General features: G+C 68.4%; 24 protein-coding genes. 12 read left to right on the plus strand and 12 right to left on the minus strand.

Annotated features, from left to right (window positions below):
* The first annotated feature begins 90 nt into the window (after positions 1–90).
* Positions 91–1,041, plus strand: a complete 951-nt coding sequence (locus L1Z78_RS26225; RefSeq protein ID WP_234639249.1) for a pirin family protein — start codon at positions 91–93, stop codon at positions 1,039–1,041.
* Between the two features lie 259 nt (positions 1,042–1,300).
* Positions 1,301–2,701 carry an aspartate ammonia-lyase gene (locus tag L1Z78_RS26230; protein WP_234639250.1) on the plus strand — a complete coding sequence of 467 codons (1,401 nt, stop codon included), beginning with the start codon at positions 1,301–1,303 and terminating at the stop codon, positions 2,699–2,701.
* A gap of 81 nt (positions 2,702–2,782) precedes the next feature.
* On the opposite strand, the gene L1Z78_RS26235 is transcribed toward L1Z78_RS26230, so the two are convergent.
* Positions 2,783–3,163 carry an HPF/RaiA family ribosome-associated protein gene (locus L1Z78_RS26235; protein WP_234639251.1) on the minus strand — a complete coding sequence of 127 codons (381 nt, stop codon included), beginning with the start codon at positions 3,161–3,163 and terminating at the stop codon, positions 2,783–2,785.
* 356 nt (positions 3,164–3,519) lie between these two features.
* Between L1Z78_RS26235 and L1Z78_RS26240 the strand changes: the two genes are divergently transcribed.
* A complete protein-coding gene (locus L1Z78_RS26240) occupies positions 3,520–4,401 on the plus strand; it encodes a gamma-glutamyl-gamma-aminobutyrate hydrolase family protein (protein WP_234639252.1) in 882 nt (293 codons plus the stop codon).
* On the opposite strand, the gene L1Z78_RS26245 is transcribed toward L1Z78_RS26240, so the two are convergent.
* Positions 4,303–5,322: a LysR family transcriptional regulator gene (locus L1Z78_RS26245; RefSeq protein WP_234639253.1), complete on the minus strand. Its 1,020-nt coding sequence runs from the start codon at positions 5,320–5,322 to the stop codon at positions 4,303–4,305. The genes L1Z78_RS26240 and L1Z78_RS26245 overlap by 99 nt on opposite strands.
* 76 nt (positions 5,323–5,398) lie before the next feature.
* Between L1Z78_RS26245 and L1Z78_RS26250 the strand changes: the two genes are divergently transcribed.
* Positions 5,399–5,740: a protocatechuate 4,5-dioxygenase subunit alpha gene (locus tag L1Z78_RS26250; RefSeq protein WP_234639254.1), complete on the plus strand. Its 342-nt coding sequence runs from the start codon at positions 5,399–5,401 to the stop codon at positions 5,738–5,740.
* A 35-nt stretch (positions 5,741–5,775) separates the two neighbouring features.
* Entirely contained in the window at positions 5,776–6,621 is an 846-nt protein-coding gene (locus tag L1Z78_RS26255) for a class III extradiol dioxygenase family protein (protein WP_234639255.1), read from the plus strand.
* A 15-nt stretch (positions 6,622–6,636) separates the two neighbouring features.
* On the opposite strand, the gene L1Z78_RS26260 is transcribed toward L1Z78_RS26255, so the two are convergent.
* The 4 genes from L1Z78_RS26260 to L1Z78_RS26275 form a co-directional block, all read right to left on the minus strand.
* Positions 6,637–7,107 (minus strand): FKBP-type peptidyl-prolyl cis-trans isomerase, encoded by a 471-nt coding sequence (locus tag L1Z78_RS26260; RefSeq protein ID WP_234639256.1) that lies wholly within the window; start codon positions 7,105–7,107, stop codon positions 6,637–6,639.
* A gap of 69 nt (positions 7,108–7,176) precedes the next feature.
* A complete protein-coding gene (locus L1Z78_RS26265) occupies positions 7,177–8,160 on the minus strand; it encodes a Bug family tripartite tricarboxylate transporter substrate binding protein (RefSeq protein WP_234639257.1) in 984 nt (327 codons plus the stop codon).
* 47 nt (positions 8,161–8,207) lie between these two features.
* Positions 8,208–8,567 (minus strand): hypothetical protein, encoded by a 360-nt coding sequence (locus L1Z78_RS26270; RefSeq protein ID WP_234639258.1) that lies wholly within the window; start codon positions 8,565–8,567, stop codon positions 8,208–8,210.
* Positions 8,568–8,580: 13 nt separating this feature from the next.
* On the minus strand, positions 8,581–9,942 hold the full coding sequence (locus tag L1Z78_RS26275) for an acyclic terpene utilization AtuA family protein (protein ID WP_234639259.1): 1,362 nt from the start codon (positions 9,940–9,942) through the stop codon (positions 8,581–8,583).
* Positions 9,943–10,059: 117 nt separating this feature from the next.
* Here L1Z78_RS26275 and L1Z78_RS26280 point away from each other — a divergent pair, with 117 nt between their 5' ends.
* A complete protein-coding gene (locus L1Z78_RS26280; protein WP_234639260.1) occupies positions 10,060–10,947 on the plus strand; it encodes a LysR family transcriptional regulator in 888 nt (295 codons plus the stop codon).
* Here the strand turns inward: L1Z78_RS26280 and L1Z78_RS26285 are convergent.
* On the minus strand, positions 10,940–11,851 hold the full coding sequence (locus L1Z78_RS26285) for a LysR family transcriptional regulator (RefSeq protein ID WP_234639261.1): 912 nt from the start codon (positions 11,849–11,851) through the stop codon (positions 10,940–10,942). The genes L1Z78_RS26280 and L1Z78_RS26285 overlap by 8 nt on opposite strands.
* A 99-nt stretch (positions 11,852–11,950) precedes the next feature.
* On the opposite strand from L1Z78_RS26285, the gene L1Z78_RS26290 reads away from it, so the two are divergent.
* Genes L1Z78_RS26290 through L1Z78_RS26300 form a run of 3 tightly spaced genes read left to right on the plus strand, consistent with a single transcriptional unit; the run spans position 11,951 to position 14,779 of the window.
* Positions 11,951–12,949, plus strand: a complete 999-nt coding sequence (locus L1Z78_RS26290) for a Bug family tripartite tricarboxylate transporter substrate binding protein (protein WP_234639262.1) — start codon at positions 11,951–11,953, stop codon at positions 12,947–12,949.
* Between the two features lie 16 nt (positions 12,950–12,965).
* Positions 12,966–14,324, plus strand: a complete 1,359-nt coding sequence (locus tag L1Z78_RS26295) for a lyase family protein (RefSeq protein ID WP_326491959.1) — start codon at positions 12,966–12,968, stop codon at positions 14,322–14,324.
* 14 nt (positions 14,325–14,338) lie between these two features.
* The gene (locus tag L1Z78_RS26300) at positions 14,339–14,779 is read left to right on the plus strand and encodes a carboxymuconolactone decarboxylase family protein (RefSeq protein ID WP_234639264.1); all 441 of its coding nucleotides are present in this window, start codon (positions 14,339–14,341) and stop codon (positions 14,777–14,779) included.
* Positions 14,780–14,788: 9 nt separating this feature from the next.
* On the opposite strand, the gene L1Z78_RS26305 is transcribed toward L1Z78_RS26300, so the two are convergent.
* The 3 genes from L1Z78_RS26305 to L1Z78_RS26315 all read right to left on the minus strand — a co-directional run bounded on the left by L1Z78_RS26305 (position 14,789) and on the right by L1Z78_RS26315 (position 17,291).
* Positions 14,789–15,835, minus strand: a complete 1,047-nt coding sequence (locus L1Z78_RS26305) for a pirin family protein (protein ID WP_234639265.1) — start codon at positions 15,833–15,835, stop codon at positions 14,789–14,791.
* Positions 15,836–15,949: 114 nt separating this feature from the next.
* On the minus strand, positions 15,950–16,672 hold the full coding sequence (locus tag L1Z78_RS26310) for a glutathione S-transferase C-terminal domain-containing protein (RefSeq protein WP_234639266.1): 723 nt from the start codon (positions 16,670–16,672) through the stop codon (positions 15,950–15,952).
* Positions 16,673–16,742: 70 nt separating this feature from the next.
* The gene (locus tag L1Z78_RS26315) at positions 16,743–17,291 is read right to left on the minus strand and encodes a DUF1439 domain-containing protein (protein WP_326491988.1); all 549 of its coding nucleotides are present in this window, start codon (positions 17,289–17,291) and stop codon (positions 16,743–16,745) included.
* A gap of 292 nt (positions 17,292–17,583) precedes the next feature.
* On the opposite strand from L1Z78_RS26315, the gene L1Z78_RS26320 reads away from it, so the two are divergent.
* The 3 genes from L1Z78_RS26320 (at position 17,584) to L1Z78_RS26330 (ending at position 21,011) form a co-directional block, all read left to right on the plus strand.
* Positions 17,584–18,663, plus strand: a complete 1,080-nt coding sequence (locus L1Z78_RS26320) for a porin (RefSeq protein WP_234639268.1) — start codon at positions 17,584–17,586, stop codon at positions 18,661–18,663.
* Positions 18,664–18,805: 142 nt separating this feature from the next.
* A complete protein-coding gene (gene yjjJ, locus L1Z78_RS26325) occupies positions 18,806–20,155 on the plus strand; it encodes a type II toxin-antitoxin system HipA family toxin YjjJ (protein ID WP_234639269.1) in 1,350 nt (449 codons plus the stop codon).
* 226 nt (positions 20,156–20,381) lie between these two features.
* Entirely contained in the window at positions 20,382–21,011 is a 630-nt protein-coding gene (locus L1Z78_RS26330; RefSeq protein WP_234639270.1) for a DUF924 family protein, read from the plus strand.
* Positions 21,012–21,089: 78 nt separating this feature from the next.
* Here L1Z78_RS26330 and L1Z78_RS26335 read toward each other — a convergent pair whose 3' ends face one another.
* A complete protein-coding gene (locus L1Z78_RS26335; RefSeq protein WP_418921655.1) occupies positions 21,090–22,154 on the minus strand; it encodes an acyltransferase family protein in 1,065 nt (354 codons plus the stop codon).
* A 544-nt stretch (positions 22,155–22,698) separates the two neighbouring features.
* Entirely contained in the window at positions 22,699–23,577 is an 879-nt protein-coding gene (locus L1Z78_RS26340; protein WP_234642270.1) for a tRNA-uridine aminocarboxypropyltransferase, read from the minus strand.
* Positions 23,578–23,579: the final 2 nt, after the last annotated feature.

The raw sequence follows: 23,579 nt of genomic DNA on the forward strand, positions 1-23,579 counted from the left end.
CAAACAGGCCCAATGTCTGCGGTCCTGGTTTGCATGCGCCGCGGCACTGCGTGACACTGGCGGCTCCCCATGAACCAGGCCCGTCCCCCCATGCCCGACACATCCCAGCCCCAGCACCTTCCCACCCGCACCGCCGATGTCGGCGGCATTCCCATCCAGCGCGCCATCCCCCAGCGCGCCCTGCGCAAGGTCGGGGCCTGGTGCTTCCTCGACCACGCGGGACCGGCCGACCCCGCGCCGCCGGGCATGCAGGTGGGCCCGCATCCCCACATCGGGCTGCAGACCTTCACCTGGATGATCCGAGGCGAGGTGCTGCACCGCGACAGCCTGGGCAACACCCAGATCATCCGACCCGGACAGGTCAACCTGATGACGGCCGGCCACGGCATCGCCCATTCCGAGGAAAGCCAGACGCCCTCGCACATCCACGCGGCCCAGCTGTGGATCGCGCTGCCCGAGTCGCACCGCAATGGTCCGCCGCGCTTCCAGCACTACCCGCAACTGCCGCAGACCACGGTGGGAGACTTCACGGCCACGGTGCTGGCCGGCGAGGCGCTGGGCCTGGTCTCCCCCGCCGAGGTGCACACGCCGCTGATGGGCGTGGACCTGCATGCCGCCGGCAGCCCAGGCGCGGATGCCGGCCCGGCCCGTGCCACGCTGGCCCTGCGCACCGACTTCGAGCACGCGGTGCTCAGCCTCGAAGGCAGCGTGCAGGTGTCCGGGCAGCCGCTGCCGGTCGAGGAACTGCTCTACCTGCCCGTGGGCACGCCGTCGGTCGACATCGGGGCCGCGCCGGGCAGCCGGCTGCTGGTCATCGGCGGCGAACCCCTGGACGAAGCCATCGTGCTGTGGTGGAACTTCGTGGCGCGCACCCGCGAGGAGATCGCCGAAGCCCGCGCCCAGTGGGAAGCCGAGGCGCAGACGGGAGCCCATGCCCTGCCGCAGGGCGCCGAGCGTCGCTTCGGCCCACCGCTGGAGTCGCCGCTGAAGCCATTGCACGCACCATCCCTGGATGGCGTGGTACTGCGCGCCTCGCGCTGAGGCCGTCCGAAGCGCCGCGATATCGCACCATTTTGGTGCGATATCGCAATCATGATCGATCCAGGAAAAATCGAAAAAATACCGATTTTGGATACCGTTCGATGAATTTCATCGCAGGATGAATGCCAAAGAGCGCATGAATGCATGTTATGCACAAAACTTTGCACCTCATGCATATCCCATAATGCGCCCGGCCCCGGCCAACGCCGCCTGCATGCAGGCGGCGTTTTTCCATCCATCCACGCTTTTCCATTCCGCCATGCGCCAAGAACGAGACTTCATCGGCATCAAGACCATCCCTCCCGACGCTTACTGGGGCGTGCACACGGCCCGCGCCGTGGAGAATTTCCCCATCACGGGCCAGAGCGTGGCCCGCATGCCCCAGCTCATACGCGCCCTGGCCTTCGTCAAGAAGGCCGCCGCCCAGGCCAACCAGGCACTGGGCGCTCTTGATTCCACCCAGGCCGGCGCCATCGCCCAGGCCTGTGACGACCTGATCGCGGGCCGTCTGCATGAACAATTCGTGGTGGACGTGATCCAGGGCGGGGCCGGCACGTCCACCAACATGAACGCCAACGAGGTGATCGCCAACCGTGCGCTGGAGCACCTGGGATTGCCCAAGGGCCGCTACGACGTGATCCACCCGAACGACCATGTCAACGCATCGCAAAGCACCAACGACGCCTATCCCACGGCGGTCAAGCTGTCCACCTACCTGGGCATCCAGGAGCTGCTGGCCTCACTGACCGCCCTGCGTGGCGCCTTCCAGGCCAAGGCCGTCGAGTTCGCCGAGGTCCTCAAGATCGGGCGCACGCAGTTGCAGGATGCGGTTCCCATGACGCTGGGCCAGGAGTTCAACGCCTTTGCCGCCATGATCGCCGACGATGAAAAGCGCCTGCGCGAATCCGCTGCCCTGATGACCGAAGTGAACCTGGGCGGCACGGCCATCGGCACAGGCATCAATGCCCCCGTGGGCTACGCCGACGCGGTCGTGCCGGCGCTGGCGCGCATCTCGGGCATCCCCGTCACGCGCGCGGCCGACCTGATCGCGGCCACGGCGGACACGGGCGCCTTTGTCGATATCTCGGGCATTCTCAAGCGCATCGCCGCCAAGCTCTCCAAGATCTGCAACGATCTGCGCCTGCTGTCCTCGGGGCCGCAGGCCGGCGTGGGCGACATCCGCCTGCCCGCCCGCCAGGCCGGCTCCTCCATCATGCCCGGCAAGGTCAACCCGGTGATCCCGGAAGTCGTCAACCAGGTCTGCTTCGAGGTGATCGGCAACGATGTGGCCATCACCATGGCCTCGGAAGCCGGCCAGCTGCAGCTCAACGCCTTCGAGCCGCTGATGGCCTGGTCCCTGCACCAGAGCCTGGGTCACCTGAGCCGTGCCTGCCATACGCTGCAGGTGCACTGCGTGGAAGGCATCGAGGCCAATGCCGCGTTGCTGGAGACGCGCATCGCCGAATCGGTGACCCTGGTGACCGCCCTCAACCCGCTGATCGGCTATGAGAAGTCGGCCTCCATCGCCAAGGCGGCCATCGCCAGCGGCAAGCGCATCGCCGTGGTGGCCGAGGAGCTGGGCATCATGGAGCAGGGCCGCATGCAGGCCTTGCTCGTCGCAGGCAAGCTGACCGCGCCTGGCGCCCTGAGCGCCACCTGAAAGCGGCCTCACGGAGCCTGAACAGGCCCCATGAACGCAAAAGCGCCCCGAACGGGGCGCCTTGCCGACAGATGACGAGGGTCAGGCCGCGCTGGCCGCATCCACCTCGGTACCATCCTCCACGCCGCGCACACTGTCGCGGCCATGCTTGTCCTTGAGCTTGCCCAGGTCGGTTTCCACGGCCCTTCGCAGTTTCTCGATGGCGGCATTGAAGGCGTCCTTGACCTTCTCGGCCTCCGCGTTCACGGCGATCGGCGGACGACCATTGGCCCGCGTCTCCAGCACGCAGCGCTTGCCGGGGCCACCCGTGGTCTTGAGCGCATCGACGCCGGTGAGGAACACCTCCACACGCACCACATAGTCCTTCAGTCTCGCCAGCTTGGCGTTGATCTCTTCCTGCGCCCATTGCGCCAAGGACTCTCCACCCTGGATCGAATCGTCGGCATGAACCTGAACTTGCATGCATATCCTCCTAGTCGCCAAAAGCCGCACCACCGGCGCGGCGGGGTTGTCGGGGCCATTGAAGAACTGGCGAATCCATCGTAACGCCATGCGCGCCAACTGCACAGCAAGTCGCACCCTGCGCCGTCAGGTTTTTCACCTGCCCCACCCCTGCCTGCAGGCTACACCCGCAGGCGCAGCGCCCGGGAAAACGCCCATGCAAACCTTGAGATGCCTCAAGACAACTCTTGCATTCATCTACACCTATTCGCGGGGATGGCCCTGAGACGTTCGAGGGAGTTCACCGCCCTCCTACACCACCGGCCCCCGATTGCGCTTACAACGGAGCATCAGGATTTCAAGCCAACGCGCACTCCATGAGCCCTCTTGCTTCCCGCCGCCTCAAGATCGGCCTGTCGGCCTGCTTTTCCCATGCGGACCCGCAGCGTCCGCTGTTCACGGGCAAGACGCTGCAGTACGTGGAGCAGTCGATCGCGCACTGGATCATGTCGGCCGGCGCCATGGTGGTCATGGTGCCCTGCCCCACGGGCGAGACGGCGCGCGGCGACGTCACGCTGGAACACTATGCCGAATGGCTGGACGGCGTGGTCATGCACGGCGGCGCCGATGTCTGGCCCGGCAGCTATGGCGAGGAACCCCTGCGCCCGGAATGGCTGGGCGACCGCGTGCGCGATCTCTACGACCTGGCCGTGGTCGAGGCCTTTTCGCAGGCGGGCAAGCCCATCTTCGGCGTATGCCGCGGGCTGCAGCTCATCAACGTGGCCTTTGGCGGCACCCTCTACCAGGACATCGAGACCCAGGTGCCGGGCTCCCAGCTGCACCGCAACCCCACCGAGTACGACCGCCACTACCACGACATCGCCATCGTTCCCGGCAGCCGGCTGGAGGCGCTGTACCCCACGCTGGACCGGGCGCGCGTCAACAGCATCCACCACCAGGGCATCAAGGATGTGGCGCCCGAGTTCGACGTCGAGGCCTGGAGCATTCCCGACCGCATTCCCGAGGCCATCTTCCGCAAGCCCGGCACGCTCAAGAGCTACATCGCAGCCACCCAGTGGCATCCGGAGTTCCAGTTCCGCAACCCGGACACCAGCACGCTGGACGACAGCGTGCTGCTGCGCGACTTCCTGGCCGCCTGCTCACGCGCCCGCGTGAGCCCGGCCGTGAGCCACAGCCCCTTCCAGATCCGCAACCGGGCAGCGCGCCTGCTGCGCCGCGCATTGCTGCGCCGGCATTGACGGCCCCGCCGGGCCGAGCACCTGTTGCGCCACCTGATCCAGCTGACCGCGCAGCCAGGCGTGGGCCGGGTCGGCCTGGTGGCGCGCATGCCAGATCATGTACATGGGCAGGGGTGGACATTCCACCGGCACAGGCGCGCTGGCCAGCGATGACAGGGCCGTGCGGCCCAGCAGCGAGGGCGCCGTGACCAGCAGCGGCGTGCCGCGCACGAAGGCGGCCAGCGCCGCAAAGCCCGGCACGCGCACCGCGAAGCGGCGCGTCAATCCGCGCGCCTGCAACTGCTGGTCCAGGTCCAGCCCCTGCCCCGGAGCGTAGGCCACGGTGGCGTGCTCAGCGCGCAGATAGGCCTGGGCATCCACCGGTGCGCTGCGCACGCTGGCGTCATGGAACAGCGCGTACGCATCGCTGAACAAGCGTTTTTGCAGGATGTCCGTGGCATCGGGCGGACGCGGGCTGATCGCCAGCAGGCAGGCGTTGGAGCGCAGCAGTCCGGCATCGGGCGCGCCGCTGTCGATGATGCGCAAGGCACTCAGCGGTGCGGCCGCGCGCAGGCGCGCCGCCAGCGCGGGCAGCAGCAGCTCGCGCTGGAAATCGTTGGCGGCGATGGTGACCTCGGCGCGCCAGCAGGCGGGGTCGAATCCCGGGCCCTGGCTGAAGCGCTGCATGCGCGCCAGCATCTCGCGCGCGGGCTCCAGCAGTGCACGGGCGTGGGCCGTGGGCGCGATGCCCCGGCCTTTCCTGACGAACAGCGGGTCGCCCGTGATGGCGCGCAGCTTGTCCAGCAGATGGCTGACGGCTGACTGCGTCACCCCCAGGCGCTGTGCCGCGCCGGTGACGCTGCCGGTTTCCAGCACGGCCACCAGCAGTTGCAGCAGCCGGCCGTCCAGGTGGGACCAATCGATTTCGCTCATGGATCGCATGATTGGCAACGGCTTTATCTTTGGCAATGCGCGCCGGACACTGCCGCTGATCCAACGCAAACACCGGAGACAAGGCATGGCCGATCAGCCACAGATTCCCGGCACCGTCCTGTTCGACGGCGTGCAGGCCCGCAAGGGCTACGCGCTCAACAAGATGTGCTTTTCCTTCAACGAGGCGGCCAACCGCCAGGCCTTCCTGGCCGATGAAGAGGCCTACATGCGCCGCTACGGACTGGACGAGGCCCAGGCCGCCGCCGTGCGCGCCCGCGACGTGCTGCGGATGATCGCGGCCGGGGGCAACGCCTACTACCTGGCCAAGCTGGCCGGCATCTTCCACCTGGACATGCAGGACATCGGCGCCCAGCAGACCGGCATGACCAAGGCCGAGTTCCAGGCCATGCTGCGCTCGCACGCCTGACCCCACGATCCCGAAGACGACAGGAGACATCTTCCATGGCACATCTCATCGGAGGTCTGGGCACCTCGCACATCCCCGCCATCGGCAACGCCATCCACAAGGGCCTGCAGAACGAGCCCTACTGGAAGCCCTTCTTCGACGGCTTTCCACCCATCCGCGACTGGCTGGCCACGCAGCGGCCCGACGTGGTCGTGATGTTCTACAACGACCACGGCCTGAACTTCTTCCTGGACAAGATGCCCACCTTCGCCGTGGGCGCGGCCGCGCAGTACAGCAATGCCGACGAAGGCTGGGGCATTCCCACGCTGGCGCCGCTGCGCGGGCACACCGGGCTGTCATGGCATCTGATCAATGCCCTGGTGAGCGAGGATTTCGACGTGGTGACCTGCCAGGAAATGCTGGTGGACCATGCCTGCACGCTGCCACTGAAGCTGTTCTGGCCCGAGGGCGACTGCCCGGTGGCCGTGGTGCCCGTGTGCATCAACACCGTGCAGTTTCCGCTGCCCTCGGCACGGCGCTGCCATGCGCTGGGCCAGGCCGTGGGCCGTGCCATCGCGCGCTGGGACAGCAGCGAGCGCGTGGCCGTGATCGCCTCGGGCGGGCTGTCGCACCAGCTCGACGGCGAACGCGCAGGCTTCATCAACAAGGCCTTCGATCTGCAGTTCCTCGAAAGCATGGCCACCAACCCCGAGTGGGCCACGCAGTTCAGCGTGCACGAGCTGGTCGAGAAAACCGGCACGCAGGGCGTGGAGCTGCTGATGTGGCTGGCCATGCGCGGCGCGCTGTCCACGGCCGCGCCGGGCGTGCGCCGCGTGCATGGCAACTACCACATCCCGATCTCCAACACGGCCACCGCCCTGCTGGCGCTGGAGACGGTGTAGCCCGGCCGCCAGGCTTCAGTGGTGGTGGCCGTGGCCGCCATGCACGTGGCGGTGCTCGATTTCCTCGGGCTTGGCCGCGCGCACTTCGTTGACCTTGCAGGAAAAGCGCAGCGCGATGCCGGCCAGCGGGTGGTTGCCGTCCAGCAGCACCACGGGGCCCTTGATCTTGACCACGTGGTAGATCTGGGGCTGGCCCTGGTCGTTGGTGCCGCGCAGCTGGCCGCCGACCTTCACGCCGGGCGGGAACTCGCCCTTGGGAATGGTGCGGGTCAGGCTCTCGTCGCGCGCGCCGAAGGCGTCTTCCACGGCCAGGTCCACGGTCAGCGTGTCGCCCACGGCCTTGCCGTCCAGGGCGGCTTCCACCTTGGCGAAGATGTTGTCGTAGCCGCCGTGCAGATAGGCCACGTCGCCCTTGTCGAGCAGCTTGCCCAGCTTGTCGGTGATCTTGTAGTTGATGGTGACGGCGGTGTCTTTGGTGATGTTCATGGCAAAGGCCTTGGAAAACCGCAGCGCAGAAGGCGCGCCGCGCAAAGCCGCCATTGTCGGCGACCCGGGCTATTCCAGCGTCACGCCCGTGGCCTTGGCCACGCCGCGCCACTTGTCCACGTCGGTGCGGATCTGCCGGGCAAAGGCCTCGGGCCGGCTGGCCACGGGCTCGGCACCCAGGCCGCGCAGCTGGCCGGCCACCTCGGGAGCCTGCACCGCCTGGGCGATGGCCGACTGCAGCGCATCGAGTACAGCACGTGGCGTTCCGGCCGGCGCCAGCAGTCCGAACCAGCCCGAAACCTCGTAGCCGGGCACCCCGCTTTCGGCCACCGTGGGAATCTCGGGCGCGCCCGGCCAGCGCTGCGCCGTGGTCACGGCCAGCGCGCGCAGCTTGCCGCTGCGCACGAAGGCGATGGTCGAGGGCAGGTTGTCGAACCCCACCTGGATCTGCCCGCCCATGAGGTCGGTGAGCATGGGCGATGCGCCCTTGTAGGGCACGTGGACCATGTCCACGCCGGCCATCATCTTGAGCAGCTCGGCGCTCATGTGGGGTGAGCCACCGGCACTGGTGGAGCCGAAGTTGACCTGCCCGGGCCGCGCCCTGGCCAGCGCCAGCAGCTCGGCCAGCGTCTTCACGGGCACCCCGGGATGGACCACGATGATGTTGGGCGTGCTGGCCACCAGGGTGACGGGCGAGAAGTCCCGCACGGCGTCGTAGGGAAGGTTCTTCTGCAGCGCCGGATTGATGCCGTGCGAGCTGGCCGTGCCCATGACCAGGGTGTAGCCATCGGGCGCGGCCTGGGCCACGGCCGCCGAGCCGATGGCACCGCTGGCGCCCGCGCGGTTCTCCACCACGAAGGGCTGCCTGAGCCGCTCCGTCAGTTGGGCCGCCGCCAGCCGCGCAATGATGTCCGTGGTGCCCCCGGCCGGGTAGGGAACGACGATGCGCACGGGCCTGGACGGATAGGCCTGTGCGCCGGCCTGCACAGGGGCCAGTGCCGCCCCTAAGGCCAGAGCCAGCGCTGCAAGCGCTCGGAAGGGTTGCAATGCCATGTCTTTGTCTCCTCTTTTTCTTTGCCTGCGGTGCAAGTCGGCGAAGCTCAGCCCGGCGCCCGCTGGTGAAGCAGTGGCTGCAGTTCGACAGGGACTTCCAGCTCGAAGCCGAGGATGGCCGCCGACAGCGCCTTGCCATAGTTGTCCACCGACAGGCTGCGCGACACGCCACCCCCCAGCGCGCCGTGGGCGACGAAGTTCAGCGCATGCAGGTTGGCGGCCTCGTAGCGCAGCACCTCGCCCGTGATGGCCCCCCCATGGAAGGCCTTGAAGCGCTCGGCCGTCAGCTGTTCGCACAGCAGCGGGTACAGCGCGGGCTCATAGGCGAACACGGCGATGTTCGAGGTATTGCCCTTGTCGCCCGAGCGCGCATGCGCCACCTGTTCCAGTCGTACCTTGCCGGTCATGCCTGCCTCCCGTTCAGCTGGTGAAATAGTCGATGTGCGCGGGCACCTGCTCGCGCGCAACCAGTGCCGACCACACGCCGATCACCTCGCGCGTGCGCTCCTGGTGGGGCACACGCTTGCCCGTATGGGCAATGCCCGATACGGCCATGCCATCCACCTCTCGGCCGACCTTGGCCGCTTGCTCACGCGTGCGGGTGCGCGCCGCCACGCGCACCGCCACTTCGTAGGGCTCGGGCGCCGACTGCGGCGTGGCCGCGCCGTGCACGGCGTTCAGCCCCAGGAAGTCGATGCGAATCTCCTCGGCCTCCAGCTTCACGATGTCGAAGCGCTCCTGCAGAATGCGGCGCGCCAGCTGCGCGCGGCGCAGCGCGCCGGGGCCTGCGTAGAAGAACATGTCCTCGCCGATGAAGCCCTCGGTGCATCCCATGGACACCTTGAGCGTGGGCGTGCGCGGCTTGCCGGTGAGGCCCGTCACGCGCACACGGTCCGGGCCCGCCTGCACGATGCACGCCTGCGTGAAGTCGACCACCACATCGGGCGTGATGTAGTTGGCGGGGTCGTGCACCTCGTAGAGCATCTGCTCCTTGACGGTCTGCACCGTGACCATGCCACCCGTGCCCTGGACCTTGGTGAGGGTGGCGCCGCCATCGGCATCGACCTCGGCGATGGGAAAGGCCAGGTTCCAGGGCTCGGGCACGTCCTTGAGACCCGGATCGGCGAAATAGCCCCCCGTGACCTGGGCACCGCACTCCAGCAGGTGGCCGATGCCGCTACCCGCCCCGATGCGCGCGTGGTCCAGCGGGTCCCAGCCGAACGCGTGCACCATGGGTGCAAGAAACAGCGAGGGATCGGCCACGCGCCCCGTGACCACGATCTGTGCGCCCTGCTTCAGGGCCTGCACGATAGGTTCGGCTCCCAGGTAGGCCTCGGCCGAGATCAGCGTGTCGGCCAGCGTCTGCGTGGAGGCGCCGGTTTCCAGGATGGTGGGCGCCAGCGACAACACGCGGTCGGTGATCAGGCTGCCGCCCACGGCCGCCACCTTGACGCCGTGAATGCCCAGCTCGTCCAGCAACTCGACGATGCGCCGTGCCGCGCCCTGCGGGTTGATCCAGCCCTGGTTGGAGATGATGCGCGTGCCCTGCCGCATGCAGGCCGGCAGCACGGCGCGCATGCGCTCGTCCAGGTAGGTGTCGTAGCCGGGAAAGGACGGGTCGCGCCGCGCACGCACCTGGGCGGCAGACACCGTGGCCTCGGCCATGGTCTCGAAGCACAGGTAGTCGAGCGCGCCATGCTCTGCATTGAGGGCTGCGGGCTCGATGCGGTCGCCCCACCAGGCGGCGCCCGCGCCTATGCGCAGGATTCGGTTCTGGCTCATCGGTGTTGTCTCCGTTCTGGTCGTCGAAACCATTCTGTACAGTGGCCCTGCACGAGACAACGCATGCGCGGCCATAGCGCATGTGAACGAAATTCACAGGGCGACCGGGGGACGTTCATGGACCAGTTCGGACAGATGACGGTGTTCCTGCGCGTGGTCGAGGAGGGCAGCTTCTCGGGCGCCGGACGGCGCCTGCAACTGGCGCCCTCCACGGTCAGCAAGCTCATCGCGCGCATGGAGGCGCGCCTGGGCGTGCGGCTGTTCGAGCGCATCGCTGGCGCCATCCGCCTCACGCAGGAGGGCGAGCGCTTTCGTGAGGCCAGCCAGCAGGTGGTGCAAGCCATGGAGGATGCCGAGGCCTCGGTGCGCGTGGCCGATGCCGAGATCTCGGGCACGGTACGCATCCACACGGCGCTGACCACGGCCAAGTACCTGGTGGCGCCGCGCCTGCCGCTGCTGCTGGACAGGCACCCGCGCCTGCACCTGGACTTCGTGCTGGGCACGGAGCGCGGCGACTTCATACGCCAGGGGCTGGACGTGGCCATCCACAGCGGCCGCCCCACGGAGCAGACGCTGATCGGCCGCCCGCTGATGCACAGGCCCTGGGTCATCGCGGCCGCGCCGCAGTACCTGGAGCGCTTTGGCCATCCCGCGCGGCCGGAAGACCTGCTGCACCACCGTTGCCTGAATTTCACCATCCGCACGCAGTGGAATCGCTGGACCTTCCATGACGAGGGAGGCCTGAGGACCATCGACATCCCTAGCCACATCGGCGCCAACCAGGGCGAACTGCTTCGCAGCCTTGCACTGCTGGGACTGGGGGTGGCGCGGCTGGCACATTTCCACATCGCCGCCGACCTGGAGCGCGGCACCCTCGTCCCGCTGCTGCAGTCCTACCAGGAGCGCGGCGAGGACGACCGCTTCTACCTGCTGTACCCGCGCGGCCGTTCGCTGGCGCCGCGCGTGCGCGCCGTGGTGGACTTCCTGTTCACGCAGTTCAGTTGAGCGGTCCTGCGCCCAGGCACTCGCGCGCGCACTCCAACAGGCTACGCGCCCAGCGCGCGCGGGCCGAGGTGTGCAGCCACAGCAGGCCCACCTTGCGTGCATCGGCCGTCCCTTGGCCCTCACCACCGTCACCCTGCTCCGGCAGCGCCAGCACGCGCACATCACGGCCCTGGCCCAGCACGGCGCCTATGTCGGGCACCAGGCCCACGCCCAGGCCCTGGTCCACCATCATGGCCACGGCCAGCACCGAATTCAGCTCCATGCGCTCCAGGGGCGCGATGCCCCGGGCCCGCAGGTAGCGCTCGGCCAGCCGCCCGCCGGCCAGGGAGCGGTCATAGCGCACCAGCGGCCGGGTGCGCAGCAGCGCCAGCGGATCCTCGTGTGCATCCGCGGCGCGGCACAGCACGACCAGCGGCTCCTGGCGCAGTTCGGCCCAGCACACGGACTTGGGCAGGTCGAACGAGGGCTTCAGGCACAGCAGCACGTCGAGCTCGGACTGCAACAGGGCCGTGTACAGCTCGGGGGTCAGGCCGGCGCGCACGCTGATGCGCACATCCGCATGGCGGTCCACGAAGGCGCGCATCACGGCGGGCAGAAAGCCATGCAGCGCCGTGTTCACCGTGCCCAGCCGCAGCTCGCCGCCATCGGTGTCCGATGCCACCCATTCGCGCAGGCCCTCGACCTCCTGCAGAAGCTGCCGCCCGCGCTCGAACAGGCGCTCGCCCGCCGCCGTGGCACGCACGCTGCGGCCCTGGCGCACCAGCAGCGCCGCGCCCATCTCGCCCTCCAGCACGCGCATCTGCTGGGCAATGGCCGAAGGGCTCAGGTCCAGCTGGCGTGCGGCCTCGGACATGGAGCCCGTGTTCACAACACGCAAGAAATTGTGTATGTACCTGATGTCCATTGCACATATTTTCTTTGATCACAAAGCAGCCGCAGCTGCTGTTTTCCCAGGCGCGACAGGTTCACACTGCGTGGCAACGACTATTTCCAGGAGACACGCATGGATTCCCGACGCCCTTGCCTTGCACCATCGTCACGCCGGCTGTGGCTGTCCGCCGCAGGCGCCGCCCTGGCCGCTGCCGCCCTGCCGGCCCGGGCCCAGCGCCGGGGCAGCCGGCTCGTCGTGCCCTTCGCACCGGGCGGCGGCAACGATGTGTTCGCGCGCCAGATGGCACACGGCCTCAATGAATCGTTCGGATACGGGATGATCGTGGAGAACAAGGCAGGCGCGGGTGGCAACCTGGGCACGGAATCCGTGGTGCGCGCGGCTGGCGATGGCAGCGTCTGGCTGCTGGGCCACACGGGCACCGTGTCCATCAACCCCTCGCTGTACGCGGGCCTGAAGTTCAACGCGGCCACCGACCTGCAGCCCGTGGCCATGTTCGCTTCCTCGGCCCTGCTGCTGGTGGTGCCTACGGCCTCGCCAGTGCGCAGCGTGGCGGATCTGGCCGAGCAGATGCGCAAGCGCAGCGGCGAGATGACCTTCGCCTCCAGCGGCTCGGGCACAGGCGGCCACCTGACGGGCGAGATGTTCGCCCACGCGCTGGGCGCCAAGGCCATCCATGTGCCGTACAAGGGCACGGCACCGTCGCTGACCGACCTGGCCGGCGGCAATGTGGATTTCAGCTTCGGCGTGATTCCCGCCGCCATGGCCCTGGTCAAGGCCGGCAAGCTGCGGGCCCTGGCCGTCACCGGTGCCAAACGCCAGCCCCAGTTGCCCGATGTGCTCACGGTGGCGGAGTCCGGCGTGCGCGCGCTGGCCGATTTCGAAAGCTCGCTGACCTACGGCATCCTCGCGCCCAAGGGCACGCCCCCGGACACGGTGGCCGCGCTGGGACGCGACATCCTCAAGGTGGCCTCCTCCGAGTCCTTCCAGGCGCGGCTGGGGGTGGAGGGTGCCGTGCCGCTGCTGGGCGACAGCGCACAGTACGGAGCCCGCATCCGCCAGGAAAGCGCCAAGTGGGCCGCGGTGATCAAGGCCTCGGGCGCGACGGCCTGAGAGCGGCGGGAGCAGCATGTCGTTGATGAAGGATTTTCTGGGCCCGGCCGATGGTGGCACCTGGTTTTCGGATGCGCGCTGCATCGACGCCCTGCTGCGCTTCGAGGCCGTGCTGGCCCAGGCCCAGGCCGAATGCGGGCTGATCCCCGCCGAGGCGGCCCAGGCCATCGCCCGCGCCTGTGACCAGGCGCCCGTGCAGCGTGACGCCCTGGTCGAGCAGGCACGTGCCACGGGCGCGCTGGCGATGGCCGTCGTGCGCCCGCTGCAGCAGTGGCTGCAAGCCCATGCGCCCGAAGCCCTGCCCTGGCTGCATTGGGGCGCGACCACCCAGGACGCGGTCGACACGGCCCAGGCGCTGCTGACCACGCAGGCGCTGGCCGCGCTGCTGGCCGAGCTGCACGCACTGCAGGCCGCGCTCATCGATCTGGCGCATGCGCATGCGGCCACGCCCATGCTCGCGCGCAGCCTGATGCAGCCCGCCCAGATCACGAGCTTCGGCTTCAAATGCGCGCAGTCGGCCACCGCCATCGGGCGCAGCATCGCCCAGCTCCAGGCACTGGCGCGGTCCTCGCTGTGCGTTCAGCTGGGCGGCGCCGTGGGCAACGGCGCGGTGCTGGGAACGCACAGGCACGCCGTCGAGCAGGCCATGGCCGGCCACCTGGGCCTGTCGGCCTGCGGCCGCAGCTGGCACACGCAGCGCGACGACTGGATGCGGCTGGCCATGGAGGCGGCCGTGTGCGGCGGCAGCCTGGCCAAGCTGGCCAGGGACTGGTCGCTGATGTCCCAGTACGAGGTCGGCGAGATCAGCGAGGCACCGCGCGGCAGCACCTCCAGCGCCATGCCGCACAAGCGCAATCCCGTGCACTGCATGCAGGCCGTGGCCCAGGCCCAGGCCGTGCCTCATCTCGCCAGCCTGCTGCTGGGCTGCATGGCGCAGGCCCATGAACGGGCCCTGGGCGAATGGCAGGCCGAGGCAGCCCACTGGCCCGATCTGTGGCGCCATGTGCATGGCGCGGCGTCCGCGCTGCGCCAGGCCGCGCAGTCGCTGCGGGTGCACCCGGCAGCCATGCTGGGCCATGTCGCCAGCCTGCGCGGACTGGTGTTCTCCGAGGCCTGCGTGCATGCGCTCGCACCCCTGGTCGGCAAGACCGAGGCGCAGGCCGCCGTGGAACGGCTGGCGCCGCTGGCACTGGAGCAAGGGCGTGAACTCCCGGATCTGCTGGCCGACTGGGCCGAGGCGCATCCGGGACTCGCACAGGCGCTGGCGCCCAGGCCCGCGCTGGCCCAGGCCTGCGATCCGTCCCGTGCCGTGCAGGCCTCCCGGCGCGAATGCCTGGCCCTGCTGGCGGACATGCCCGGCCGCGAAGAACCTTGATACAGGAATCCACCATGGACGAACCCCGAGACACCCGCCTGCAGCGCGGCCTGGACAACCGCCGCCGCGTGCTGGGCGATGAATGGGTGCGGCGGTCGATCGCGCGCGCCAACACGCTGAACGTGGAGTTCCAGCGCATGATCACGGACTATGCCTGGGACGGCATCTGGAGCCGCCCCGGCCTGGAGCGCCGCACGCGGCGCATCATGGTGCTGGCCATCACGGCCGCCATGGGGCGCTGGGAGGAGTTCGAGCTGCACATCCGCACGGGCCTGCTGGCCGATCCGGCCGACAGCGAGGCCGCGCCCCTGGACCTGGACACCATCCGCGAAGTGCTGCTGCAGACGGCCGTCTATGCCGGCGTGCCCGCAGGCAATACCGGCATGGCCGTCACGCTCAAGGTACTCGAGGAGCTGGGCCGCGCGCCGCCGCCAGCGGACTTCCACGGCGGCTGATGCACGCGCTCAGGCCTGCAGCGGCGGATGCTCGTCGGCCGTGGCGCCCGGATAGCGCGCGAAGCGCCGATGCTCGGAACCGTGCACGGGATCCTGCTCGCCCCAGGGCCAGCCGCCGAACTGCGTGCGGCGGTAGTCCTGCATGGCCTGCATGATCTCCTGCTGTGTGTTCATCACGAAGGGACCGTACTGGGCCACGCTCTCGCCGATGGGCCGGCCCTGGAGCACCAGGCATTCGACCGTGTCGGAGCCGCTGTTGTGCAGTTCCCAGTCCGCCGTGGCATCCACGTGCAGGGCCGCATGTTGGCTCAGCGTCGCGGGGCCGACCTGCAGCGACTGCCCCGCGAAGAAGTACAGCATGCGCTGCGTGTCCTTGCCTGCCGCGCGCGGCAGGATCCAGCGGGCACCGGGCTCCAGGCGCAGCGTCCAGATGGCCACATCGCCCTCGGGCTGGGAAGCCCAGGACTCGGGCGGCGCAGGCAGGGGGGCGTCCGCGCCGGGCAAGGGTCCCGCGACCACGGTCACCACGGTCTTGCGTCCTGCGGCATCGGCATGCTCCAGGCGCGGAATGCGCTCGTTCCAGAACATGGTGAAGTGCGGCTCCACCATCTTGGAGCGCGCGGGCAGGTTCAGCCAGATCTGGAACAGCTCCAGCGGATTGGGCGCATCGCTGTTGAGCAGCGGGAACATCTCCGAGTGCTGTATGCCCTTGCCGGCCGTGAGCCACTGCACGTCGCCGCCGCCGAAGCGCGCGGCCGCGCCCAGCGAATCGGAGTGGTCTATCAGGCCCTTGCGCACCAGGGTCACGGTCTCGAAACCGCGGTGCGGATGGCCGGGGAAGCCAGGCACGCTCTCACCGTGGTACATGGAAAAACCGTCCTTGCGGCTGAAGTCGCTGCCCATCTGCCGGCCCTCGAACTCCACGGCCTGCACGCCCAGGCGGCCATCGCCGGGCGGATAGGCATCGTCATGGTGGGCACAGAACAGGAAGGGGTCCATCGTGGGCCACAGCGGGCCCAGCGGCTGGGTCTGGAGGATGGGGTTCGTTGCGGTCATCGTGGTGGCTCCTGTGAGGCTGGATTCTCTGCCAGATGCGGGCGACATGCCCGCCTTGAAAGCCACCATGGCTGGGACAGTGCGGCCCAGGAATGCAACGACGGCCCTGCCGCCTCAGTTGCGCGGGGGCGTCACCAGGCCCTTCTGCACCGCCGCACGCTCCACGAAGGCGGCCAGCACCCGCTGCAGCGCGGGAAAGCGCTCCCAGCCCAGCAGCGTGGCCGCGTTGTAGCCCTGATCCACCACCATGTTGCGCACCCAGGGCCACAGGGCGATGTCGGCGATGGTGAACTGCTCGCCCATCACCCAGGAGCGGCCCGCAAGGCGCTGCTCCAGCACACCCAGCAGGCGCTGCGACTCCTTGACGTACCGGTCACGCGGGCGCTTGTCCTCGAAGTCCTTGCCGGCGAACTTGTGGAAGAACCCCAGCTGGCCGAACATGGGCCCCACGCCGCCCATCTGGAACATCAGCCACTGCAGCGTTTCATAGCGCGCGGCCGGATCGGCGGGCAGCAGGGGGCTGCCGCATTTTTCGGCCAGATAGACCAGGATGGCGCCCGACTCGAACAGCGCCAGCGGCCGGCCGCCCGGCCCCTGCGGGTCGATGATGGCCGGGATCTTGTTGTTGGGGAAGGTGCCGACGAACTCGGCCGAGAGCTGGTCGTTGTTCTCGAAACCCACGCGGTGCGCCTCATACGGCAGGCCCATCTCCTCCAGCGCGATCGAGACCTTGACGCCATTGGGCGTGGGCAGCGAGTACAGCTGGATGCGGTCCGGATGGACAGCCGGCCACTTGCGCGTGACGGAAAAGGCGGAAAGCGGATTCTCTGAAGTCATGGGTCACCTCGAAGGCTGGACGCAAAAATCAATGGCCGCAGCATCCTACCGCTGCCGCCGGCCTGGCGCCTCAGCGGGGCGCCACGGCCTTGTGGACCAGGGCCACGCTCAGGCCTTCGGGCGTCACCGTGATGGTGCCGGGCTCCAGGTTCAATGAATCGACCAGGGCCAGTTCCTTGTCCTGCAGCTGGTAGAGCACCAGCTGGCCCAGCGCCTGCTCGGCCAGCGCGCCGGCATAGGTGGTGAGCATGTCGCTCATGGCCGGCGCAAGGTCATTGATCACCAGGGTGTTGACCTTGATCTGATGGGCGCGCAGCGTGCGGTCCGTGGGCTCGTAGCGCAGTGCGAAGTCCAGGTCCAGATGGCCCGCGTAGGCCTGCTTGAGCACGGGGCCCGACAGCTGGGCCTGGAGCACCGCATTGAGCGCATTGCGCTCGGGCAGCAGCGCCAGCGTGGGCGAATGCAGCTGCAGTTGCAGCATGCCGGCCACGGGGAACTGCCGGGGAAAGCGCGAGGCCACCACCTCCTGCAGCCTTTGTCGCGAAACCGTGACGTTGCCCGGTACGGACTTACCCGAACACCCGGTCGCTGCCAGGCTACAGCCTGCTGCGACCACCATCAACCAAGAGCGGCGATTCATCACGTCTATCCAGGACTCTTAAGAAACCAACAGGACTCTGCAGCGCCACGCATGACAGGCAGATGGCGCTATGTTTTTTGATGATTGCATTGTCTTCCCAGGCCGTATCCCCTTTCCAGCCAGAGGGTGTTGGCCGGGGCGTCACGGCCTTCACCCCACGCGCGAAAGGGCATAGCTGCTAGTGCCCTCGCGGCATAGGCAAGACATGGCCTCTTACGGAAACTCGGCCGCTCGAAAAGTTCCCCCATTCCGAAGAAACCAAGGAGACAAGATGAAAAGGAACACCGCCCTCGCCCTGGCGGCGGCCGGCTGCGCCATCGTGGCCGCGCCCGCCCTGGCCCAGTCCACCAGCAGCGTGAGCCTGTACGGCATCATCGACCTGTCGGTGCGTGCCCAAAGCGGCCTGTCGGGCGCCAATGCGCCCGCCGCGGGCAGCATGGGCTCGGTCCACAGCGGCGTGGGCCCGACCAGCCGCTGGGGCATTCGCGGCAGCGAAGACCTGGGCGGCGGACTGCGCGCCCTCTTCAACCTCGAGTCCACCCTGGGCGCCGACGTGGGTGGCATCGGCGGCGTGGCCGGCACCTTCGACCGCGCGGCCATCGTCGGCCTGTCGGGCCCCTGGGGCACGGTCACGGCAGGCCGCCAGAACACGCTGATCGCCGACTCCGTGGGCCTGGTCGATCCCATCGCGCTGCGCTTCGCGGGCCTGAACCCCAACATCCAGGTCACCAGCCTCACGGGCCACGGCCTGAACAACGAATGGGGGGCGACCAACACCAAGGTCGGCTCCAACCGCGTCAACAACTCCATCAAGTACTCGGGCAGCTTCGGCGGCCTCACGGCACGCGCCATGTACAGCTTTGGCGAGACCGGCGTCTCGGCCTCGCGCCTGGACACGCGCGGCCTGGGCCTGGACTGGCGCCAGGACAACCTGGTGCTGACCAGCGCCTATACCCAGTTCCACGATGCCAACGGCCGCACGCTGGACGCCGCCAACATCGGCGGCGCCTGGACCCGCGGCGACCTGCGCCTGATGCTCAACTACGGCCGCAACAAGGCCGAGACCAGCGACACGGCGACCACGACACACAAGATCCTGGCCCTGGGCGCGCGCTACGCCATCACGCCCGTCATCGGCCTCAACGGCGGCTACTACAAGGTGGACCGCGCGCGCACGAACCAGGGCGACGACGGCTTCCAGCGCCTGATCGGCTTCGTGGACTACCAGTTGTCCAAGCGCACCAGCCTGTTCCTGGAGCTGGACGCGACCCGGTGGAAGAACGGCTACCAGGGCGCGGGCAACAAGAACCGCGCCAGCGGCGTGAGCCTGGGCATCACGCATTCCTTCTGAACGGTCCGTTCGGCCATCCAGCCTTGCCGCGCCCCTGGGCGCGGTTTTTTTATCTATTCATGTATTCATTCAGAAATTTGTACAAACCATTGATTTTCATTAGATTCATGCGCTCGTACATCTATTCTTGAATTGATTCTCCATGGCCTTGGAAGAACTCTCCACCCAGGTATTGGCGGCGCTGCGCCGCCAGGGCGGCGTGCTTTCCGCGCGCGAGCTGCAGCAATTGCTGGGCGTGAGCCAGCCCACGGTGTCGCGCGCGCTGTCCCCGCTGGTCCACTCGGGCCAGGTGCGCAAGGTGGGCGCGGCGCGCTCCCAGCGCTATGTGCTGCCGCGCCAGGTGGCCGGCGTGGGGACCGAGGTGGCCATCATGCGCGTGGACGCCGGGGGCCATGCCACCCCCTTCGGCCGCATGATCGCGTTGCACGGCGGCGGCTTCTGGGTGGACGAGGCCGACGGACACAGCGAGCAGCACGACGGCCTGCCCTGGTTCCTCGACGACATGCGGCCTCAGGGCTTCATCGGCCGCAGCTTCGCGCACAACCACCCCGAGCTGCAGCTGGGCGGCGATCCGCGCCAGTGGGGCGAGGACGACGTGCTGCGCGCCCTGGCGCGCTTCGGCGAGGACCTGCCGGGCAACCTCATCGTGGGCGAAGCCGCATTCGAGCGCTTCTTCACCCTGCCGGGCCGCACGCTGCGCGCCGACTCGCCGGCCGACTATCCGCGCCTGGCGATGCAAGCCTTGCAGGGCACCCATCCAGGCTCCTCCGCGGGCGGCGAGCAACCCAAGTTCTGCTGCACCACGGCCGGGCACAGCGTCATCGTCAAGTTCTCGCCCGCGGGAAGCGCGCCGGCCGAGCAGCGCATACGCGACCTGCTGGTCTGCGAGCACCTGGCGCTCCAGGTCCTGGCCGGCGAGGGCCTGCCCGCCGCGCGCACGCGGCTGTTCCTGGACGGTGGCCGCGCCTTTCTCGAATCCGAGCGCTTCGACCGCAGCCAGCCGGCAGCCGACGCCGCGCCACCACCACCGGGCCGCAACCCCGGCCGCATCGGCATGGTGTCGCTGCGGGTGCTCGATGCCCAGTACGTAGGCCAGGAAGACAACTGGGCCGCCACCGCCGGCCGCCTGGCCGAGCGCGGGCTCATCACCGGGGCCGACGCGCGCAGCCTGCGGCTGCTGGAGGCCTATGGCCTGCTCATCGCCAACAACGACCGGCACTACGGCAACATCTCCTTCGTGCTGCCCGACCCGCAGGGCGACTGGGCACTGTCGCCCACCTACGACATGCTGCCCATGCTCTACATGCCCATCAACGGCGAGATCGTGGAGCGCGACTTCACGGCCCCGCCCCCCACGGCCACCACGCTGGCCGAATGGCCCCGGGCCCTGGAACTGGCATGCCGCTTCTGGGCGTGCGCCGCAGATGACACGCGCATCTCCGACGGCTTTCGCCACATCGCGCATGCCAACATGAAGTCTCTTTCCGCCTGATCAATAGGCAGCCCCAATGGAAATCCATGAACCACCTGTGCATAAGCCATGGAAAATCACTGGACAACCCTGTTCCCATCCTCTTGAAAAACCTTTGCACAAGCGGTGCCCATCCTGGCGGCGACCCGCCATCCACATCCGCCATGAAGGGCCGGCCTGCGCGGGCCTTCGCCCCGCGGCGGGTGCGGGCTGCACAATCGAAGGCCTCTTCATCCGCCAGCCTCCCATGAGCAGCAACACCCTCTCCACCGATCCCCGCATCGCCGATGTGCTCGCCTACTGGCTGGGCTCGGCGCACCCCGACAATGCAGGCGCCCTGGCCCGAAGGCAGCTGTGGTTCGTCAAGTCCGATGCCACCGACGCCGAAATCCGCCAGCGCTTCGGCCCCCTGGTCGAGGAGGCGCTGGCCGGCCACCTGGACGGCTGGGCCGCCACGCCGCTGGGCCGGCTGGCGCTGCTCGTGCTGCTGGACCAGTTCACGCGCAACCTGTTCCGCGGCACGCCACGCAGCTTCGCCGGCGACCCGCAGGCATTGCGCCTGGCACTTCAAGGCATGGACCTGGGCCACGACAGGCATGCCGACCTGCCCGACGTGGCGCGCATCTTCTGCTACCTGCCGCTGGAGCACGCCGAGGACATGGCCCTGCAGGACCGCAGCGTGGCCGCCTTCCAGGCGCTGGCCGATGGCGCCGACGACGGCACGCGCGAATTCCTGGCGGGCACGCTGGACTACGCGCACCGGCACCGCGAAGTCATCGCGCGCTACGGACGCTTTCCGCACCGCAACCCCATCCTGGGCCGCCCGAGCACGCCCGAGGAATCGCACTACCTGGCACAACCCGGCTCCGGGTTCTGACAGCAGGGCATCATCCGGCCCGCGCATGAAAAAAGGGAACGTGCTCGCACGTTCCCTTTTTTGCAGCCTCGCAGGCACTCAGGCCGGCTGGGCGTGCCGCCGGCGTCCCGAATCCCCGGATTCGCCATCGCGCATGCGCAGCGCCCAGCGCTCGATGGTGTAGAAGCTCAGTGCCGACAGTGCCACCGAGATCGCCAGGCCCAGCACCACCACCACGGGCCAGGAGTGATCGGCGCGCAGATAGCGCACCACGGGGTAGTGCCACAGATACACGCCGTAGGACAGGCGGCCCAGCTTCACCAGCGCGGGCGACGACAACATGTCGTAGACCAGGCCCGAGCCCTGGCTGACCGCCACCAGCACCACCACGGCCGCGCATTCAACCACGGTGATGCCCCAGACCATGGCGTCCTGGTTGTCCCATTCCAGCGCCATCAGCAGCGGTACGGCCAGCGGCAGCCACATGGCATGGTGCATGCGGGCCTTCACGGCGGCCATGAAGTCCGGGCGCTCGATCACCAGCGCGGCCAGCAGCGCGCCGGCGAACAGCCCCGAGGCGCGGGTATCGAAGCGAAAGAAGATCTCGTAGAAATGCTGGCCCTGGTCCACCCAGTACACGCGCCACAGCCAGCTGAGCACCCACAGCAGCGCGATGGGGCGCCACAGCTGGCCGCGCCTGGAAAAGCGAAGCAGCAGCACCAGCAACGGCGGCCAGACCAGGTAGAAATGCTCCTCCACCGACAGCGACCACATGTGCAGCAGCGTGTCCGGGCTGTCGAAGAAGGCGATGCCGTAGTCGGCCAGATAGAGGATGGAGACCAGCGCATCGGTATAGATGTCGGTCAGGTCCGGCCACAGCATGGGCGCGAAGATACAGTAGGCGGCCAGGAACAGGGCCAGCGCCGGCATCAGGCGGAAGAACCGCCGGCGGTAGAAGCGCCAGAAGCCGATGCGCCCTTCGGCGTCATGCTCCATGAGCAGCAGCGAGGTGATCAGATAGCCGCTGAGCACGAAGAACAGGTCCACGCCGAAGAATGCGCCATCGAACAGCGGCACATGGGCATGCGACAGGATGACCAGCAAGATCGCCACGCCGCGCAGCCCGTCGAGGGCGCTGTTGTAGCGCAGTTTGAAGTCCTTCACCACCAAAACCAGACACCTTTCCAACACCGGGGCGCAGGCCCCGGCCATGAACAAACCCCATATGGAAAATGGAGCACGCGGACATGGCGCGGCCGGCCCTGGCGGGGGCGCAACGCATGTTCCAGCGCGATAAGAGAGACGGCACGGCCCAAGGTTCCCGGAGGATGCGGCAAGCAGGCTCCACGTGCTGCGGCTGCTGCCTTCCCGAGGGATGCGGGCCACCTCGACGGCGGGCCCTGCGTGCACGAACCTGCCCCGCATGCGCGGGCCCAGGCCGATGAATTTCAGCGAAATCCGATTCTAGCCATCACCGCCGACAGGCGGGCTCGCGTGGGCATATCCATCCGCAGGCACCCTCCCATCCGTCTTTCTTCGCACGCCGCGAGTATGGGCAGCGCCCCGGCGCGGGAACGTAACAGGAGGTTCTCCATGCCGCCCCCTGCCAGAGACCCCTGCCCTCCCAAGGCATGAAGCGCGGTCCATCAACAATTTGGAACAAAACGGCGGAAACCCCAATCAGGACAAGAATTACCCGCTATCTTTTTTAATCCTCCGGCCTACATGCGGACGAGAGCGCATCCCGCAGGCCGCGCAGCGCGGCGCTGCCCGCATCCACCGGCTGCTGGTTCTTGGCGCGCAGGTAGTGCTCGGTGAACAGCGCCAGATAATTCTCCAGCGCACGGCCCGCGCGCCGGTCCCGGGCATCGCCGGTCAGCTCCAGGCACAGGGCCGCCACCTCGCTGGTACAGAAATGGTCCTCGCGCCGGGAGCGGCGCAGCCGGTAGCCCGACACCTGGTCGGGATGCAGGCTCAACACCGGAAAGCGGTCCAGGCAGGGGCTCTTGCGAAACATCTTGCGTGCCTCGGGCCAGGTGGCATCCAGCAGGATGAACAGCGGGCGCCGCTGCGCCACCACGTTCTGCCCGGTCGCGGGCGGAGGCAGCGAATGCACCACGCGCTCTGCAGGCTCGACGAACTCGCCCGGAAAGACCACGAAGGGCTGCCATTGCGGGTCGTCCAGCAGGGCCAGCAGGCCCGGGTCGGCCTCGGTGCGCGCCCAGCCGAAGGCATGGGTCTCGGCCACCACGTCGGCGATCAGCCAGCCGGTATTGCTGGGCTTGAGCGGCTCGGCATCGTGCATCAGCAGGCAAAAGCCCGCCTGCGTGGACAGCAGAGGACGCAGGGCACAGATGCAGTGCGAGGGGCGCAACCGGCAACCCTCGCAACGCTCGCCGCGCGGCCCGCCGCGCGACAGGAACGGGCGCGTGCTGCGCGCCAGCCGCTGCGTGCGCAGGCGCGACACCGCATGCGGGGCCACGCCGGAGTCCACGCCGCGCAGAAAGGACAGCGGCACCGGAGCGGCTGCCGGACGGTCTGCCCCGGGGGGATCGACAGCGGAGGATGCGGTGCAAGCCGGTTCCATGT

The sequence above is a fragment of the Delftia tsuruhatensis genome, from assembly GCF_903815225.1.
Lineage (GTDB): Bacteria > Pseudomonadota > Gammaproteobacteria > Burkholderiales > Burkholderiaceae_C > Comamonas > Comamonas tsuruhatensis_A.

Coding starts and splice junctions, on each gene's coding strand:
- L1Z78_RS26315 (WP_326491988.1), bottom strand. CDS start 17,291: ATGGTGGTCGCAGCAGGCTGTAGCCTGGCAGCGACCGGGTGTTCGGGT.
- L1Z78_RS26270 (WP_234639258.1), bottom strand. CDS start 8,567: ATGACCGGCAAGGTACGACTGGAACAGGTGGCGCATGCGCGCTCGGGC.
- L1Z78_RS26305 (WP_234639265.1), bottom strand. CDS start 15,835: ATGACCGCAACGAACCCCATCCTCCAGACCCAGCCGCTGGGCCCGCTG.
- L1Z78_RS26330 (WP_234639270.1), top strand. CDS start 20,382: ATGAGCAGCAACACCCTCTCCACCGATCCCCGCATCGCCGATGTGCTC.
- L1Z78_RS26240 (WP_234639252.1), top strand. CDS start 3,520: ATGAGCCCTCTTGCTTCCCGCCGCCTCAAGATCGGCCTGTCGGCCTGC.
- L1Z78_RS26235 (WP_234639251.1), bottom strand. CDS start 3,163: ATGCAAGTTCAGGTTCATGCCGACGATTCGATCCAGGGTGGAGAGTCC.
- L1Z78_RS26260 (WP_234639256.1), bottom strand. CDS start 7,107: ATGAACATCACCAAAGACACCGCCGTCACCATCAACTACAAGATCACC.
- L1Z78_RS26250 (WP_234639254.1), top strand. CDS start 5,399: ATGGCCGATCAGCCACAGATTCCCGGCACCGTCCTGTTCGACGGCGTG.
- L1Z78_RS26280 (WP_234639260.1), top strand. CDS start 10,060: ATGGACCAGTTCGGACAGATGACGGTGTTCCTGCGCGTGGTCGAGGAG.
- L1Z78_RS26340 (WP_234642270.1), bottom strand. CDS start 23,577: ATGGAACCGGCTTGCACCGCATCCTCCGCTGTCGATCCCCCCGGGGCA.
- L1Z78_RS26225 (WP_234639249.1), top strand. CDS start 91: ATGCCCGACACATCCCAGCCCCAGCACCTTCCCACCCGCACCGCCGAT.
- L1Z78_RS26320 (WP_234639268.1), top strand. CDS start 17,584: ATGAAAAGGAACACCGCCCTCGCCCTGGCGGCGGCCGGCTGCGCCATC.
- L1Z78_RS26255 (WP_234639255.1), top strand. CDS start 5,776: ATGGCACATCTCATCGGAGGTCTGGGCACCTCGCACATCCCCGCCATC.
- L1Z78_RS26245 (WP_234639253.1), bottom strand. CDS start 5,322: ATGCGATCCATGAGCGAAATCGATTGGTCCCACCTGGACGGCCGGCTG.
- L1Z78_RS26300 (WP_234639264.1), top strand. CDS start 14,339: ATGGACGAACCCCGAGACACCCGCCTGCAGCGCGGCCTGGACAACCGC.
- L1Z78_RS26265 (WP_234639257.1), bottom strand. CDS start 8,160: ATGGCATTGCAACCCTTCCGAGCGCTTGCAGCGCTGGCTCTGGCCTTA.
- L1Z78_RS26290 (WP_234639262.1), top strand. CDS start 11,951: ATGGATTCCCGACGCCCTTGCCTTGCACCATCGTCACGCCGGCTGTGG.
- L1Z78_RS26285 (WP_234639261.1), bottom strand. CDS start 11,851: ATGGACATCAGGTACATACACAATTTCTTGCGTGTTGTGAACACGGGC.
- yjjJ (WP_234639269.1), top strand. CDS start 18,806: ATGGCCTTGGAAGAACTCTCCACCCAGGTATTGGCGGCGCTGCGCCGC.
- L1Z78_RS26295 (WP_326491959.1), top strand. CDS start 12,966: ATGTCGTTGATGAAGGATTTTCTGGGCCCGGCCGATGGTGGCACCTGG.
- L1Z78_RS26310 (WP_234639266.1), bottom strand. CDS start 16,672: ATGACTTCAGAGAATCCGCTTTCCGCCTTTTCCGTCACGCGCAAGTGG.
- L1Z78_RS26275 (WP_234639259.1), bottom strand. CDS start 9,942: ATGAGCCAGAACCGAATCCTGCGCATAGGCGCGGGCGCCGCCTGGTGG.
- L1Z78_RS26230 (WP_234639250.1), top strand. CDS start 1,301: ATGCGCCAAGAACGAGACTTCATCGGCATCAAGACCATCCCTCCCGAC.